The 15,689-nt window shown below is 58.7% G+C and carries 18 protein-coding genes and 1 tRNA gene; 5 read left to right on the top strand and 14 right to left on the bottom strand.

Annotated elements, in window-relative coordinates; all coding sequences use genetic code 11:
- Positions 1 to 9 precede the first annotated feature (9 nt).
- From accD to aroA, 12 genes are all read right to left on the bottom strand, one after another.
- On the bottom strand, positions 10 to 927 hold the full coding sequence (accD, locus tag GQF03_RS17325) for an acetyl-CoA carboxylase, carboxyltransferase subunit beta (protein ID WP_161340557.1): 918 nt from the start codon (positions 925 to 927) through the stop codon (positions 10 to 12).
- A gap of 12 nt (positions 928 to 939) precedes the next feature.
- Positions 940 to 1,758 carry a tryptophan synthase subunit alpha gene (trpA, locus tag GQF03_RS17330; protein WP_161340558.1) on the bottom strand — a complete coding sequence of 273 codons (819 nt, stop codon included), beginning with the start codon at positions 1,756 to 1,758 and terminating at the stop codon, positions 940 to 942.
- Positions 1,755 to 2,966, bottom strand: a complete 1,212-nt coding sequence (gene trpB / locus GQF03_RS17335; protein ID WP_161340559.1) for a tryptophan synthase subunit beta — start codon at positions 2,964 to 2,966, stop codon at positions 1,755 to 1,757. Before trpB ends, trpA begins: the two co-directional genes overlap by 4 nt.
- Positions 2,967 to 2,991: 25 nt before the next feature.
- Positions 2,992 to 3,645: a phosphoribosylanthranilate isomerase gene (locus GQF03_RS17340; RefSeq protein ID WP_161340560.1), complete on the bottom strand. Its 654-nt coding sequence runs from the start codon at positions 3,643 to 3,645 to the stop codon at positions 2,992 to 2,994.
- Positions 3,646 to 4,356 (bottom strand): orotidine-5'-phosphate decarboxylase, encoded by a 711-nt coding sequence (pyrF, locus tag GQF03_RS17345; protein ID WP_161340561.1) that lies wholly within the window; start codon positions 4,354 to 4,356, stop codon positions 3,646 to 3,648. It lies immediately after the preceding gene.
- 111 nt (positions 4,357 to 4,467) lie between these two features.
- The gene (lhpI, locus tag GQF03_RS17350; protein WP_161340562.1) at positions 4,468 to 5,406 is read right to left on the bottom strand and encodes a bifunctional Delta(1)-pyrroline-2-carboxylate/Delta(1)-piperideine-2-carboxylate reductase; all 939 of its coding nucleotides are present in this window, start codon (positions 5,404 to 5,406) and stop codon (positions 4,468 to 4,470) included.
- A 6-nt stretch (positions 5,407 to 5,412) separates the two neighbouring features.
- Positions 5,413 to 5,793 (bottom strand): lipopolysaccharide assembly protein LapA domain-containing protein, encoded by a 381-nt coding sequence (locus tag GQF03_RS17355; RefSeq protein WP_161340563.1) that lies wholly within the window; start codon positions 5,791 to 5,793, stop codon positions 5,413 to 5,415.
- 69 nt (positions 5,794 to 5,862) lie between these two features.
- Entirely contained in the window at positions 5,863 to 6,147 is a 285-nt protein-coding gene (gene ihfB / locus GQF03_RS17360) for an integration host factor subunit beta (RefSeq protein ID WP_161340564.1), read from the bottom strand.
- 55 nt (positions 6,148 to 6,202) lie between these two features.
- Positions 6,203 to 7,108, bottom strand: a complete 906-nt coding sequence (gene sppA / locus GQF03_RS17365) for a signal peptide peptidase SppA (RefSeq protein ID WP_161340565.1) — start codon at positions 7,106 to 7,108, stop codon at positions 6,203 to 6,205.
- A 50-nt stretch (positions 7,109 to 7,158) separates the two neighbouring features.
- Positions 7,159 to 8,898: a 30S ribosomal protein S1 gene (gene rpsA / locus GQF03_RS17370; protein WP_161340566.1), complete on the bottom strand. Its 1,740-nt coding sequence runs from the start codon at positions 8,896 to 8,898 to the stop codon at positions 7,159 to 7,161.
- Between the two features lie 144 nt (positions 8,899 to 9,042).
- The gene (gene cmk, locus GQF03_RS17375; protein ID WP_161340567.1) at positions 9,043 to 9,660 is read right to left on the bottom strand and encodes a (d)CMP kinase; all 618 of its coding nucleotides are present in this window, start codon (positions 9,658 to 9,660) and stop codon (positions 9,043 to 9,045) included.
- On the bottom strand, positions 9,657 to 11,009 hold the full coding sequence (aroA, locus tag GQF03_RS17380; RefSeq protein WP_161340568.1) for a 3-phosphoshikimate 1-carboxyvinyltransferase: 1,353 nt from the start codon (positions 11,007 to 11,009) through the stop codon (positions 9,657 to 9,659). The genes cmk and aroA overlap by 4 nt, the downstream gene beginning before the upstream one ends.
- Before the next feature lie 198 nt (positions 11,010 to 11,207).
- On the opposite strand from aroA, the gene GQF03_RS17385 reads away from it, so the two are divergent.
- Positions 11,208 to 11,564 carry an FYDLN acid domain-containing protein gene (locus GQF03_RS17385; RefSeq protein ID WP_161340569.1) on the top strand — a complete coding sequence of 119 codons (357 nt, stop codon included), beginning with the start codon at positions 11,208 to 11,210 and terminating at the stop codon, positions 11,562 to 11,564.
- A gap of 85 nt (positions 11,565 to 11,649) precedes the next feature.
- Positions 11,650 to 11,725, top strand: a tRNA-Ala gene (locus GQF03_RS17390).
- Positions 11,726 to 12,184: 459 nt separating this feature from the next.
- On the opposite strand, the gene GQF03_RS17395 is transcribed toward GQF03_RS17390, so the two are convergent.
- Positions 12,185 to 13,381 carry a hypothetical protein gene (locus GQF03_RS17395; RefSeq protein ID WP_161340570.1) on the bottom strand — a complete coding sequence of 399 codons (1,197 nt, stop codon included), beginning with the start codon at positions 13,379 to 13,381 and terminating at the stop codon, positions 12,185 to 12,187.
- Positions 13,382 to 13,455: 74 nt separating this feature from the next.
- On the opposite strand from GQF03_RS17395, the gene GQF03_RS17400 reads away from it, so the two are divergent.
- Positions 13,456 to 14,193: a DUF3800 domain-containing protein gene (locus GQF03_RS17400; RefSeq protein ID WP_161340571.1), complete on the top strand. Its 738-nt coding sequence runs from the start codon at positions 13,456 to 13,458 to the stop codon at positions 14,191 to 14,193.
- A 132-nt stretch (positions 14,194 to 14,325) separates the two neighbouring features.
- Here the strand turns inward: GQF03_RS17400 and GQF03_RS17405 are convergent, their stop codons facing one another.
- Positions 14,326 to 14,553: a helix-turn-helix domain-containing protein gene (locus GQF03_RS17405; RefSeq protein WP_161340572.1), complete on the bottom strand. Its 228-nt coding sequence runs from the start codon at positions 14,551 to 14,553 to the stop codon at positions 14,326 to 14,328.
- 169 nt (positions 14,554 to 14,722) lie between these two features.
- Between GQF03_RS17405 and GQF03_RS17410 the strand changes: the two genes are divergently transcribed.
- Positions 14,723 to 15,322, top strand: a complete 600-nt coding sequence (locus GQF03_RS17410; RefSeq protein ID WP_161340573.1) for a hypothetical protein — start codon at positions 14,723 to 14,725, stop codon at positions 15,320 to 15,322.
- Positions 15,322 to 15,672 (top strand): hypothetical protein, encoded by a 351-nt coding sequence (locus tag GQF03_RS17415; protein ID WP_161340574.1) that lies wholly within the window; start codon positions 15,322 to 15,324, stop codon positions 15,670 to 15,672. Before GQF03_RS17410 ends, GQF03_RS17415 begins: the two co-directional genes overlap by 1 nt.
- Positions 15,673 to 15,689: the final 17 nt, after the last annotated feature.

The following is a 15,689-nucleotide window of genomic DNA, read 5'->3' on the forward strand; positions in this document are numbered from 1 at the left end:
GGGGTTTGTCTATTTCCCGGACGCGGCCTTTTCCGCCGCTTTCTTGCCGTTTGATTTGACCGGCACCGGCGCCAGTTTCAGCTTGCTGGAGAGCAGGCTGATGATGCGGCTCAGGGTTTCGCGCATCTCGCGGCGATGGACCACCATGTCGAGCATGCCATGGTCGAGCAGGAATTCCGCGCGCTGGAACCCGTCGGGCAGGGTTTCGCGGATCGTTTCCTCGATCACGCGGGGACCGGCAAAGCAGATCAGCGCGCCCGGCTCGGCAATCTGGATATCGCCCAGCATCGCATAGGAGGCCGTGACCCCGCCGGTGGTCGGATCGGTGAGCACGACGATAAAGGGCAGGCGGCTTTCCTTGAGGCGCTGGACCGCGACAGTGGTGCGCGGCATCTGCATCAGCGAGAGGATACCTTCCTGCATGCGCGCGCCGCCGGCCGCGGAAAAGAGGATCAGCGGCGCTTTTTGCAAAATCGCGAGCTTGGTGGCGGCGACGATGGCCTCGCCGACCGCGAGACCGAGCGATCCGCCCATGAAATCGAAATTCTGCACGGCGACCACCGCGGGATTTCCGTCCAGCTTGCCATGGGCGACCTTCATCGCATCGACATCGCCGGTCTTGTTGCGGGCATCCTTGAGCCGCTCGGTATAGCGTTTGGAATCGCGGAATTTGAGGGGGTCGAGCGGCACATTGGGCAGCTCGATCATGTCGTATTTCGCCTCATCAAAGAGCGCGTCGAAACGCTCCTTCGGGGTGACGCGCATGTGATAGTCGCAATGGGTGCAGACATTCTGGTTCGCTTGCAGGTCGTTATGGAACAGCATCTGACCGCAATCGGGGCATTTGACCCAGAGATTGTCAGGCGTATCCTGCTTTGCCGTGAGTTGCCGGAATTTCGGCAGGACCTTGTTCGTCAACCAGTTCATATTCGTGTCCTGTTACGTCTTTTTTACGCTTCGGATGCCCGCGGATATCTCCCGCGCGAGACCAAGCACCCGTTTTACCGCATCCGCATTGTCGCTGCCAAGGGCGACCTGCTCGACCAGGGCGGTGCCGACAACGGCGCCATCGGCGATCTTTGCAATTTCCGCCGCCTGCGCCCCGGTACGAAGCCCGAAACCGACCGCAATCGGCAGATCCGTCGTCTTGCGGATACGGGTGAGGGCGGTCGCCACGTCGCGCGGGCTTGGCGCCGCGGCGCCGGTCGTTCCGGCAATCGAGACATAATAAAGGAAGCCCGAGGAATTGGCGAGAACCTTCGGCAGGCGCTTGTCATCGGTGGTCGGCGTGGCAAGGCGGATGAAGTTAAGCCCGGCCGCACGCGCGGGCAGGCAAAGCTCCCTGTCCTCTTCCGACGGTAGGTCGACGACGATCAGGCCATCGACGCCGGCGGCCGTCGCATCGGAGAGAAACCGGTCGACGCCATAGCTGTAGATGGGATTGTAATAGCCCATCAGCACGATCGGCGTGTCGTCATCGTCCTCGCGGAACTCGGAAATCAGGTGCAGCGTCTTTTTCAGGGTCATGCCGCCGGCCAGCGCGCGCAAGCCCGCCTGCTGAATTGCCGGGCCGTCCGCCATCGGGTCGGTGAAGGGCAGGCCGACCTCGATAATATCCGCACCGGCGGCGGGCAGGCCCCTGACGATCGCCAGCGCGGATTGATAATCGGGATCCCCCGCCATGACATAGGTGACGAAGGCGGCGCGCCCCTCGGCCTTCAGGGCCTTGAAGCGGCGGTCAATACGGGTCTCACTCACAACTCAACTCCCAGTGCATTGGCAACGGTGAAAATGTCCTTGTCGCCGCGCCCGGACAGGTTGACGACGATGATATGATCCTTCGGCAGGCCCGGGGCGAGCGTTTCGAGATAGGCGAGCGCATGGGCGCTTTCGAGCGCGGGAATAATCCCCTCCAGCTTGCAGCAGAGCTGGAACGCCTCCAGCGCCTCGGCGTCCGTCGCATTCACATATTTGACCCGCCCGACATCGTTGAGCCAGGAATGCTCCGGCCCGATCCCGGGATAATCAAGCCCGGCGGAGATGGAATGGGCTTCCAGGATCTGGCCATCGTCATCCTGCAGCAGATAAGTGCGGTTGCCATGCAGCACGCCCGGCCGCCCGCCGTTCAGGGAGGCCGCATGCTTGTTCGTATCAATGCCAAGGCCCGCGGCCTCGACGCCGATAATCTCGACGCCCTCGTCATCGAGGAAGGGATGGAACAGGCCCATGGCGTTCGATCCGCCGCCGATGCAGGCAAGTAACGTGTCGGGAAGCCGTCCCTCCGCCGCCATCACCTGACGGCGGGTTTCCTCGCCGATCACGCATTGGAAATCACGGACAAGCTCCGGATAGGGATGCGGCCCGGCGACCGTGCCGATGATATAGAAGGTATCCTCGACATTGGTGACCCAGTCACGAAGCGCCTCGTTCATCGCGTCTTTGAGGGTGCGCGCGCCGGATTTCACGGGGATTACCTCCGCGCCCAGCAGTTTCATGCGAAAGACGTTGGGTTTCTGCCGCTCGATATCCGTCTCACCCATATAGATCGCGCATTTAAGGCCAAAGCGCGCGGCGACGGTGGCGGTGGCGACCCCATGCTGGCCCGCGCCGGTCTCGGCGATGATGCGTTTCTTGCCCATGCGGCGGGCGAGCAGGATCTGCCCCATGCAGTTGTTGATCTTGTGCGCGCCGGTATGGTTCAGATCCTCGCGCTTGAGATAGATTTTCGCGCCGCCGTAATGCTCGGTCAGCCGCTCGGCGAAATAGAGCGGGGATTCGCGTCCCACATAATGCTTGAGCAGCCCGGAAAGCTCTTTCGCGAATTCCGGATCCTTTTTCGAGGCCTCATAGGCGTCGTCCAGCTCGAGGATAAGCGGCATCAGGGTCTCGGCCACGAATTGTCCGCCGAAAATACCGAAATGGCCGGTTTCATCCGGACCCGTGCGATAGCTGTTCAGTTTCGCCATAATGTCTTACGCCTCAAGCTTCAATTCAGGTTTCAATCGCGGCGACCGCCGCCAGAAAGGCCGCGATCTCCGCCGGGTTCTTGCGTCCGGGCTCAAATTCGACGCCGGAGGAGGTATCGACGATTTTCGCGCCCGAGATACGGACCGCCTCGGCGACATTCCCCGATTGCAGCCCGCCTGCCAGCATCCAGGGGCTGTCGACCGTCGCGCCCGCCAGCAATTCCCAGTCAAAGGCCAGCCCGTTGCCGCCCGGAAGGGCATTTTTCATGGTTTTAGGCTCTTTTGCATCGAACAGCAACATATCCGCGACGCCGTCATAGCGGGCAATCTCCTCAAGCGAGGCGGCGCTGTCGATTTTCACCGCCTTCATCACCGGAAGACGGAATTTCTGCTTGATTTCGCGGACCCGGTCGGGGCTTTCCGAGCCGTGCAGCTGTATCATGTCAAGGGATACGGCGTTGAGTACGGCCTGGATCAGCCGGTCCTCCGGATCGACGAAGAGCCCGACCTTCCGGACATGGCGGGGAACGCGCGCGGCAAGCTCGGCGGCCGTTTGCGGGCTGACGTTGCGCGGACTGGGGCCATAAAAGACAAAGCCGACGAAGCGCGCGCCATGCTGGACGGCGGCGTCAACGGCGGCGGCGTCATTGAGGCCGCATATTTTCGCATCAATTGTCATTCAGGCCGCGATATCCCCGACAATGGCGCTGGCGGCGGCGGCGGGATCGGGCGCGCCCGTGATGGGGCGGCCAATGACGAGATAGCTGGCGCCGTCGGTGATCGCCTCGACCGGGGTCTTGACCCGCTTCTGATCGCCGTGATCGCTGCCCAGCGGGCGGATGCCCGGCACGACCAGCTTGAAATCGGGGCCGCAAGTCTGGCGGAGCGCCTGAATTTCGCGCGGCGAGCAGATGACGCCATCGGCGCCGTTCGCCTGCGCAAGTTCGGCAAGGCGCAGCACCTGTTCCTCCGCCGGGCTGTTCACGCCAACGGCCCTGAGGTCCGCATCGTCCATGCTGGTCAGCACGGTGACGCCGAGGATGAGGGGGCGTCCCTCCCCGAATTCCGCCGATGCGTCGGCGGCGGCGCGGATCATCGCGGGGCCGCCGCTTGCATGGATGGTCAGCATGCTCGGCTGCAGGAATTTCGCGGCCGCCCGCACGCCGCCCGCCACCGTGTTCGGGATATCGTGGAACTTGAGATCGAGGAAGAGCGGCGTCCTGTCACCGGCCACCGCGAGCACGCCCTGCGGCCCGTGGGAGGTGAAAAACTCCTTGCCGAGCTTGAGGCCGCCGGAGATGGGCGCCAGCGCGCGGCCGAGCGCAATCGCAGCCTCAAGATCGATCGTATCGATGGCGGTGAAAACGGCATTTTGCGGCGGCAGTCTCATGTCCAGTCATCCTCAAGTTGGAGATATAGGCGGAATTAGCGGCGATAATAGAGGCTTTTGTCAAAATGAAAAGCGATAGACGCGTCTTTTGACGGAAAACCGCGCGAAAAATCAGGGTGCGGCCTGATAGGCGAGAATGGCGGCGGCCAGGTCCTCGAGCGCCGCGCCGGTCGATTTGAAGAGGGTGATTTCATCTTCCGATGTGCGGCCCGGATGCGCGCGGCGGCAAAGATCGTAAAGATCGGCCCGAATATCCGCCTCCGTGATGACGCCGGCGGCAAGCGGCTGGACGATATCGCCCGCCTCATGCAGGCCGCCTTCGCGGGTATCGACGAACAGCGACGCGATTTTCACGGCGGCATCGTCGCTCTCGCGCATTCGCGGCGTGAAGGCGCCGACCAGATCGAGATGCGCCCCCGGTTTCAGCCAGTCCCCCTGGATCAGCGGCTCGGTGGAAAGGGTTGCGCAGGAAATAACATCGGCTTCGCGCGCGGCGGCCTCAAGATCCGTAACGGCGCGGGCGGGGATCCCTTCCCCGGTCAGCTCGGCGGCGAGTATTTCCGCTTTTTCCGGACGATGGTTCCAGATCGAGACCGTGGTGAAATCGCGGATCGCGGCATGGGCGCGGATCAGGCAGGGCGCCATGGCGCCAGCCCCCACCATCAGCAGGCTTGACGCGTCTTTTCGCGCAAGATAATCGGCCGCGAGGGCCGAGGCGGCGGCGGTCCGGCGGGTGGTGAGCTCGCCCGCGTCCATCAGGGCGAGCGCGCTGCCGTTCTCCGCATCGAACAGCAGATAGGTCCCCTGCACCGAGGGCAGGCCCTTCGTGCCATTTTCCGGCATCACCGTCACGGTTTTGAGACCAAGAAAGCCGCCCGATTGCCAGGCGGGCATGATCAGCAGGGTGCCTTTGCGCTCATTTTCCGGGTCGAGCGCGTGGTGATGGCGGAGCGGCTGGGTGCAGCCCTTGGCGAACATATCGCGCAACGCGGCAATCAGCGCCGGATAATGCAGCGCCGCCGCGATGTCGGAGGTTTCGATAATCCGCATCCGGCTCTACCGGCCTGCGCGATGTTCGATTCGCGGGGTGTCGGTGATCGGCGGGGCCAGCGCGTCCGGCGCGGGACCCGCGCTGTTGCGGGCTCTCGCCTCCTCCAGTTCGCGGGTGAGATTGAGGGTCTTGCCCTTGAGTTCTTCGACCTCGCGCTTGTGGAGGCGGTTCTCCTGACGCACCTTGTGGCCGCGCAGCCAGGTCCAAACCGATCCGGCAAGAATACCGAGGAAGCCCGCCGCGAGCAGCAGCCCGTAGAGCGGCAAATCAAAGGCGAAGGGCAGCGGATCGAGGGAAAAAGTCACGATCTCGCGGTTGGCGATACTGAGTGCCGCCACGACGAGGGCGATAGCAAGGAACAGGATCCAGGAGATAAATTTGAGCATGAACGGCCTTCTGGTTCAGACAAGCGTTTCTGCCAGATTAACGATGTTACGGGTCAAAAGCGATCCCTATTAAGCGTCGGCGTTCAACCTGTCGCGCAGGTCCTTGCCGCATTTGAAATAGGGAACGTATTTTTTCTCCACCTGCACAGCCTCCCCGGTGCGCGGATTGCGGCCGACGCGGGCGGCCCGTTCCTTGGTGGAAAAGGCCCCGAAGCCGCGCAATTCGACCCGGTCGCCGCGCGCAAGGGCATCGGAAATCTCGTCAAAAATCGTGGTTACGATACGCTCCACATCGCGCTGGTACAGATGGGGATTATTCTCCGCGATGATTGCAATGAGTTCAGATTTTATCATTCGACTCTCCCCGTCAGTGATAATTTTTTATCATTTGTCTGGCATTTTCCCGAATTCAGTCAGGTTGCCAAAGGGAAAGCAGTCCGTCAAGTGTAAGTCTTTCTGATAAAACAGTTTTCCCCATCATTTCTCCCAAAAGCCTCGCAATCAGAGGTTTTGGCTCGCTATAGTCGACGGTGCGAAGCGGAAGTCCGGCGGGAATCTGCTTCTCCGATTCCAGCCAGCTTTGCGCTTCGGTGAGGCCGCCGATTTCGTCAATCAGGCCGTTTTTCACGGCAACGAGACCGATCACGACCCGCCCGTCAGCAAGGGTGCGGACCTCGTTTTCCGCCAGCGGCCGCCGCGCGGTCACAAGGCCGACGAACCAGTCATAGGTGGCCGTGACCATGTCCTGGAGATTCTCCCGCCCCGCCTCGGAAATCGGCTTGAAGGGGGAAGGCTCGCCTTTCAGCGCGCCGGAGGTGATGGCGGTGGCGCTGACCCCGACCTTTTTCATCAATTCCGATATTTCGGTGAGCTGGACGATCACACCGATGGAGCCGACGATGGAAGATTCGCCGGCGAAGATGCGATCCCCGGCGAGCGCCGTCATATAGCCGCCGGACGCGCCGACCGTGCCGATCACCGCAACGACGGGCTTAGTTTCGGCAACCCGGCGGAGCGCCTTGTAGAGCCGCTCGCTGCCGTAGGTGGAGCCGCCGGGGCTGTTGATATAGACGATGAGCGCCTTGGCCGACGGATCGCTGATGATGTCATCGATGGCTTTTTCGCGGCGGTCATTCTCGACAATGATCTCGGTGATGTCGAGGCGGGCGATATGGTCCGCCACCTCGTCGCTCTCGAAATCGGCGAAAATCCAGACGCCGATGCCGATCAGCAGCAGGATGGCGAAGACGCGCCAAAAAGTCAGGCGCCGCTTGAGACGGCGCCTGATCTGGTAGGAGTCGCTATCGACTGACATGTTCAGCCTTTCGGTCGAGCGGACGGTCGATAGCGGGTTTCATGGGCGGATTACCCTTCGGTCTTGTCGTCAGGGCCGGCATCGCCGTCTTCCGACGCCTTGCGCATGGCCGCGCCAAGGATATCGCCAAGGGACGCGCCCGCATCGGACGAACCGTACTGCGCGACAGCCTCTTTCTCCTCGGCAACCTCGCGGGCCTTGATGGAGAGAGTGACCTTGCGGGTCTTGCTGTCGATGGCCGTGATCTTCGCGTCGATCTTGTCACCGACCGCGAACCGGTCCGGACGCTGCTCGGCGCGATCGCGGCTCAGCTCACCCTTGCGGATGAAGCCGACAACGCCTTCGCCGATTTCAACATCGAGGCCGGCATCCTGGATCTTGGAGACCGTGCAGGTGACGACGGCGCCCTTCTTCAGTTCGGCCGCGCCGGCAAACGGATCCTCGCTCAACTGCTTGATGCCGAGGGAAACGCGTTCCTTCTCGACGTCGATGTCGAGAACCTTCGCCTTCACCGTATCGCCCTTCTTGTAGGCCTGGATGGCCTGCTCGCCGGGCTGGTTCCAGTCGATGTCGGACATATGGACCATGCCGTCGACGTCGTTTTCAAGGCCGACGAACAGACCGAATTCGGTGATGTTCTTGACCACGCCTTCAATCTCGGTGCCGACCGGAGTCGTCTGGGCGAAGCTGTCCCACGGATTATCCATGCACTGCTTCAGGCCGAGGCTGATACGGCGGCGGGCCTGATCGACCTCGAGCACCATGACTTCCACTTCCTGCGAGGTGGAGACGATCTTGCCCGGATGCACGTTCTTCTTCGTCCAGCTCATCTCGGACACATGGACGAGGCCTTCCACACCGGCTTCAAGCTCAACAAAGGCGCCGTAGTCGGTGATGTTGGTGACACGACCCGTGAATTTGGCGCCGACCGGATATTTCGCTTCCAGCGATTCCCACGGATCTTCCTCAAGCTGTTTCATGCCGAGGCTGATACGCTGGGTGTCCTTGTTCAGGCGGATCACCTGGACCTTGACGGTTTCGCCGATGGTCAGGGCTTCCGACGGATGGTTGACGCGGCGCCAGGCGATATCGGTCACATGCAAGAGGCCATCGACACCACCCAGATCGACGAAGGCGCCGTAATCGGTGATATTCTTGACGACGCCTTCCAGCGTCTGGCCTTCTTCCAGCGTCCCGATCAGCTCGGAGCGGGCTTCGGCGCGGCTTTCTTCCAGAACGGCGCGGCGGGAAACAACGATGTTGCCGCGGCGGCGATCCATTTTCAGGATCTGGAAGGGCTGCGGAATACCGCGAAGCGGGCCGATGTCGCGGACCGGGCGAACGTCAACCTGGCTGCCGGGCAGGAAGGCCACGGCGCCGGAAAGGTCAACGGTAAAGCCGCCCTTGACGCGGCCGAAGATGATGCCGTCGACGCGTTCGTTCTTGTCGAAGGCGACTTCCAGTTTCTCCCAGGCTTCCTCGCGGCGGGCCTTGTCGCGGGAGAGAACCGCTTCACCGGCGGAATTTTCGATTCTTTCAAGAAAAACCTCGACCGTATCGCCGATTTTCAGGTCTGCGTCCTGGCCGGGGGCGGCGAATTCCTTCAGCGGAATGCGGCCTTCGGATTTGAGTCCGACATCAATGATGGCGAGATCGTTTTCGATATTGATAACGGTGCCCTTGATGACAGTGCCTTCAAGGCTGTCGCTGGCGCCATAGGATTCGTCGAGCAGCGCTGCGAAATCCTCGACAGCGGGCATGCCTTCTTCGGCAAGTGAATTATCTGACATATTTGATTTCCTTCACGATCCTGGTATCAGGCCAAACCGGTCGTCCGGCGGATCAATGGCCACTGGCTTCTCCAAATCAGGATACGCACGCAAGAGAAGCGCTGTTCATAAAATTCCGGCGTGGTCGGAACATTCTCCTTCTATTCAGGCGGCGTCGATAATCTTGCACGCCGCGTTAACAGCCGCCTCTATATCCAATTTTGAGGTATCAAGCAAGTGCGCATCCTCGGCTTTTTTAAGCGGGGCGCTGTCGCGGCCGGCGTCGCGGGCATCGCGGGCGTGCAAATCTTCCAGCACAGCTTCATAAGTTGTATCCGTTCCTTTGGCGATCAACTCGTCAAAGCGGCGGCGGGCCCGGACCTCGGCGCTGGCGGTCACGAACAGCTTCACGTCGGCCTCCGGGCAGACAACCGTGCCGATGTCCCGTCCGTCGAGAACCGCGCCCTGCGGGCGTTTGGCGAAATCCCGCTGATATTGAAGAAGCGCCGCGCGCACCTCCTGATTGGCGGCGACGATGGAGGCGGCCTCCCCCGTTGCCTCCTCCCGCAGCGCCGGATCGTCGAGCGCGACGTCGCCGACATGACGCGCCGCGTCAACCGCCGCCGCAGGATCCTCCGGATCCCTACCGGCCCGCAGGATCTTCAGCCCGACCGCGCGGTAAAGCGCGCCGGTATCGAGATAATCCAGCTTATATATATGGGCGATTCGTCGGGCAAGGGTGCCTTTTCCGGCGGCGACGGGGCCATCGACGGCGATAATCATCGGTGGTTGTCCGCTGTGATCTGGCCACCAAGTCCGCCCATCAGGTCGGCAAATCCCGGGAAGCTCGTCTCCATCACCCGGCCATCATCGACGGTGACCGGTTTCTCCGCGGCGAGGCCCATGACGAGGAAGGACATGGCGATGCGGTGGTCGAGATGGGTCTCGATCTTTCCGCCGCCCTTGGGCGCGCGGCCATTTCCCTCGATGATCAGGCCGTCGTCCAGCTCTTCGAATTTGACGCCGCAGGATTTGAGCCCGGCGGCCATCGCCGCGATGCGGTCCGATTCCTTGACCCGGAGCTCATGCAGGCCGCGCATCACCGTTTTACCGGTGGCAAAAGACGCCGCGACAAAGAGCACGGGAAACTCGTCGATCATCGTCGGCGCGCGCTCGGGCGGCACCTCGATCCCGTTAAGGCGGCTCGCCCGGACATGAAGATCGCCGACCCTCTCACCGGCTTCCTCGCGGAGGTTCATAATCTCGATATCCGCGCCCATCTCCTTGAGGGTAACGAAGATCCCGTCGCGCAAGGGGTTGAGCCCGACATTGGTAATGGTGACGTCGGAGCCCGGCAGGATCGCGGCGGCGACGGCGATAAAGGCGGCAGAGGAGGGATCGCCCGGCACGATAATATCGGCGGCGGTCAGTTCCTGCTGCCCCTGATAGTCTATCCTGCGTCCGCCCCCGTCGAGATCGGTCACGGTGACGGTCGCGCCGAAATGGCGCAGCATGTTTTCCGTATGATCGCGGGTCGGTTTGGGTTCGGTCACGCGGGTGAGGCCCGGGGTATCGAGCGCGGCGAGCAGAATGGCCGATTTCACCTGCGCCGAGGCGACGGGCAGCTCATAATCGATCGGCATCAGGTCGCGCCCGGTGACGGCAAGCGGGAAGCGCCCGCCCGACCGGCTGGTGATCAACGCGCCCATTTCCTCAAGCGGAAGGCGCACCCGGCCCATGGGGCGCCGATGCAGGCTGGTGTCGCCCATGAAGAAGGTGGTGAAGGGGCAACTGGCGACCAGGCCCATCAACAGGCGCGCGGCGGTGCCGGAATTTCCCATGTCGAGAACCGTATCCGGCTCGGCAAGCGCGCCGACGCCGTTGCCGCGTACCTGCCAACTGCCGTCCTCCATCTTCTCCACCTCCGCGCCGAGCTGGCGCATGGCGGCGGCGGTGCGCAGAACATCCTCCCCCTCCAGCAGGCCGGTGATGCGCGTCGTCCCGGCGGCGAGCGCGCCAAAGATCAGCGAGCGGTGCGAAATCGACTTGTCGCCGGGCACTTTTATCGTCCCGGCAAGCGGCCCGGTCCGGCGGGCGGTTACAGGAAGGGGAACAGAAGAATGTGTGGTCATGGATAACTGGCCGGAATTTGCAATACGGGCATGAAAATACCGACGGTTTTAGCAAGCTTTTTCAGGGATGTCACATAAAGCTGCCGCCAAATGAAAGAAACTTTTGACAGCGATCCGTTATTCTGGCAATTCACCCTCTCTAAAAGTGGGTTTGGGTGCCGTTTACTGGTCCGGCGCCAGCTTGAGAATGAGGTGACAATGGCAAAAGCGGAATGGGGTGAAAAGCATCGCTGCAACGCGTGCGGCAAGCCCTTTTACGATATGAAGAAATCGCCGATCATCTGCCCGTCCTGCGGCACGGAACATGTCCCGGAGCGCTTGCTGAAGCCAAGGCGTCCTGCAAGCACCGGACCGACGGAGGCGGAAAAGAAGGCGGCGGCACTTAAAAAGAAGGCCGCGGAACTCGAGACAGAAGGTCTCGAGGATGATTTCGACGATGACATCGCCGACGATCTTGTCGATCCGGATACGGTCGATCTCGATGATGACGACGATGAGGATGACGACGATCTTTCCGGAGTCATCAGCGCGCCGAAATCCGATGACGAAAGCTGAATCTGCCCAGCGTGCATTTTTGACTTGAATCTGAAAGGGCTTCGGCATAGGTTCCGAACCCGCGGCGGGCATGCCCGCCCTCCATGGGGCCATAGCTCAGTTGGGAGAGCGCTTGAATGGCATTCAAGAGGTCGACGGTTCGATCCCGTTTGGCTCCACCAATAATTTCAAGGGCTTAGCTGAAATACGCTAGGCCCTTCTTCTTTCCAAGTGACCTATAAGTGACCGCCGGGAGTGATTTCAAGCCCCTTGACTCGCGCTTTAGCCGTCGTGTTATGAATCCGCTCATGACGACACTTCGGGAGATAATTATCAAAGGGTACGGCATCGAGGTTATGTGCTGTGACTGCGACCGGATAGCTGCGCCTCCCGTGGTCGATATCGTCAAGAGGCTGGAGCGACGGTTGAGGAAGCCGACAAACGACATTTGCGCCATGGCTGTTAAAGATATCGCCGCCCATATGGTTTGCGGCTGCGGATCAAAGAACGTGGCGACGGTCGCCCTGCCGCCAGTGAAGCAGAAACCCTCATGGAATCCCTACACGTCTCGGAAACAAAACTTCCGGCCTATCTCTATATGTGAGTGAGCGCAAAAGCTGTTTTAGGTGCGATAGCTATTCTTAAGTATCGTTACCTTTTAGAGATTTCAGAAATTGACCAGACCGTACTGGGTCTATCTGATCTGCTTGTGCACTTGCCCAGTTCTTCCAAAGCATGATTTCTTCTGATGATATATCTACTTTACCTCTTCCCCATAGCGTGAGAACGCTCTCTACATACTGCCTTATATCCGTAGCCTTGCGCATTGCGTCGGCGTCCGACAGCAAACGATCCATTCTAGCTTTATCCAATGCAGCTTGCCGTTCTCGTTCTTTTTGCCCCGCCTCGGCCTTTTGCTTTTGAATTTCTGCAATGAGGTCTTTTTTTCGCTCAACCTCCCTCTCATAGCACCACTGACAAATCTCGCGATATTGCTCTTCACCAGCAACTATTATGCTGACCACTATTTCCAATAGATATTTTTCAAGCCTATTGTCGCCCTTACCATCTACCCAAGACCTTCGGACATCTCCGGTGACACCACCGCAAAAGACGGAGAAACGTAAATCGTCAGTTGTTCTCTGTGGGTTGGATGGCCGTCTCGGATACCGCTCGGGTGTTACGGAAGCGCTCTCAAGCGAGATTTCTACGCGGGTATCATTAACTTGAACGGAAAGTTCGCTGGCGTCTCCCCCTCGAATATTCGGTTTCATCCCTGCTTTTTCAAGGGCCGTGAATACAGCGTTTAAAATCTTCAGCCGCCTTTTTTCAAAAGAATTATCGAATAGCGGTTTGTCAAAGAGATACGGGTAGGGTGATGCCAAACGCTTCTTTCGCTTCTCCTCATCTTTCTCAAGAAGCTTACGGATAGCGCGATGGGCTCTTTTCGGAAACACTGGCATCGTGACGCTCTTGATGTGTGCTTTTACCTTGGCCCTGACTTCTTCTATCGACACATCGAAGAAGTGAGGCGTCGGATCGACTGCGAGTATCTCATCATCCATCCGACGATAAAAATGAAGGTCGTATTGAGAGCCACCTATCGTAATGACATCGGACATACCAGGGCCGCGATCTGGTAACCCTTGTCGACGAACGTTTTTACCGGCGGCAAGTTTTGCCCAAAAACCTCTTGGTGGCTTCGGGATGTTGGATCTCTTGCATACTTTTGCCATTCCGACGTCGGACAAGCCGAATTGCTCTGCCAGCGTTTTCATAGGCTCCGACCAAATAAGATCATAGAGCTCTTTACGGCTAAGAGTTTTGTTTTTGCTCATGGTATACTCTTTGGTCGTGCGCTGTTGTGTCCACTCATAGAGACAAATCAACAATATTCTATTATTCTTACAAAATGGATTATAGCGATTTCATTATCTATGTGGACGAAAGCGGTGACCATGACCTTACGCAGGTCAAATCACCGTACCCAATATTCTCTCTAGCATTCTGCATTTTTAACAAAAAAAGGTACGTTGACGAGGTGGTTCCCAGGCTGCAAGATTTGAAATTTCGCTGGTTTGGACACGATGCAATTGTGCTTCATGAGAGAGAAATTCGTAAACGCGAAAGGCCATTTGAAGTTCTTTACACCAAGGCGGCAAACGATGCTTTTATGGCGGAGCTTGGAAAAATCGTTGCGGACGCACCCATGACGGTTATCTCAGCAGTTATTCATAAGGATAATCACAAAAGCCGATACGCGGTGCCTGCCAATCCATATGAACTTGCGCTTCGGTTTTGCATTGAGCGAGCCGTTTTATTCCTGAAAGACTTGGGACAAAGCGATAAACTCACACACATCATTGTAGAATGCAGGGGTAAAAATGAAGACGAAGGATTGGAGCTTGAGTTCCGCCGTATTTGTGACGGTCAAAACTTTGTTGGGAAAATTGATTGCTTAGACATTTTATTTGTCGATAAAAAAGCAAATTCATCGGGCCTGCAGATAGCCGATCTCATTGCGCGTCCAATAGGTTTGAAAGCTCTCCGCCCCAATCAAACAAATAGGGCCTATGAGGTTATTGAAACGAAATTCCGGCGAAGCCAACGAGGTAGTATCGAGGGCTATGGCATTAAAATCTTCCCATAATAAAGCGAAAGGCCCCGGAAAACCGAGGCCATAACGCCGACTGGGAATGCCCTGTCCATTTGGCAATAATATAGAACAATGATTACAAGTAGTCAAACTTTTGTCTGGGGATACACCTTTGGCATCAGACATTTATTCCGCCGGTGCCAAACCACTTTTTGCCACTCTTACCCCCGGCCCCGCCAGATCGTCCCCGGCGACGAATAATAGTCCCCGCTCCCGGAACACCTTGGCAAACGCCTGCATGGATGCCGCATGGGGTTTTGTTTGCTCATTCTCTATCCGGGTGACTGTGGTGGCATGAACGCCTGACAATGCGCCAAGCTCCCTTACCGTCAATTTGAGGGCGGCACGGGCCATTCTTAACTGTGCCGGAGTTATTACCATTTCATTATATGTTGACATGGTACGCATAATAATCTAGTATTGCGGATATTGCAAGCGTAGAATTGCAATAAAGCGGGCCGAGAAGGTGTCCTACCACCATCCCAGCCCTGACCACAACTGAAACTGCAAAGGAGTTTCAATCATGGCTAACCTGTATATAGACTCTAAATCCCCCAAGTTCGATAGGCGTTCTGCACTAAAGGGCGCGGCGGCTTTATCACTCGCTGCCGTTCCAGCTTTTGCTGATACCGACCCGTCATTGCAGCTTTGGGCCAAGTATGAGGCGCAACAATCAATCGAAATTGAGGCGCTAAACCGGCTTGAGGAAGCGGCGGCATCCTTGCCCCGTGTTGAATATAAATTCCGCTATGGCGTTGTTGACAGTCACGAGGCTTTGCAAGATGTGCGCACCGCATGGGAAAAATTCAACTCCGCGCGGGGCATTCAAGCCGACTTGAAAACCGAATTCGCCGCCTATCACAAGGGGCTTGATAAGGTTCTGGCAGGCCGGAGGCAAGCCGAGGCACGGCTTAACATTTCCGGACTGGCGGCAACCTATGAAGCCGAAGCCGCCAAGGGCAAGGCTCTGCTGATTGAATATCTGGATACAGACCCGACCACGGCGGAAGGGCTTGCCAGACGGGTAGAGGAATTGTTTTGTCTGGGCGAGGATTTCCAGCCAAGCGAACGCTGCGCGGACCTCGTAAGCCGCCTCCCCGCTCTTGTCAGGAGGGCAGCGTAATGGACAAGCGGACATTTCTCAAAACGATAGCCGCGCTTCCTGCGGTAGCTATTCCGACCGCCGCCGTTGCTGGCGATAATGACAGGCTTATTGCGGCAATGGTCGCCGAACATGCCCGGCTTTCTGATTGGGCTGGTAGTCCCGATTGTCAAACCGATGACGATTTAACCGCCGCCATGGAAGCCGCAAACAACGCGACCGCCACATTGCACGAAATCCCCGCCGATAGTTTGGCTGGTGTTCGGGAAAAGGTCCGTTGGCTTCGCCGCCCGGAAAACTTCAATAACGGTTGCTTGGGCGGGTGTGATGTCCTGACAAGCATCTTTGAAGATGTCGAAAGGCTGGGATAACAAGTTAAACGGTTTCT

The organism is Sneathiella chungangensis (assembly GCF_009882935.1).
Classification (GTDB): domain Bacteria; phylum Pseudomonadota; class Alphaproteobacteria; order Sneathiellales; family Sneathiellaceae; genus Sneathiella; species Sneathiella chungangensis.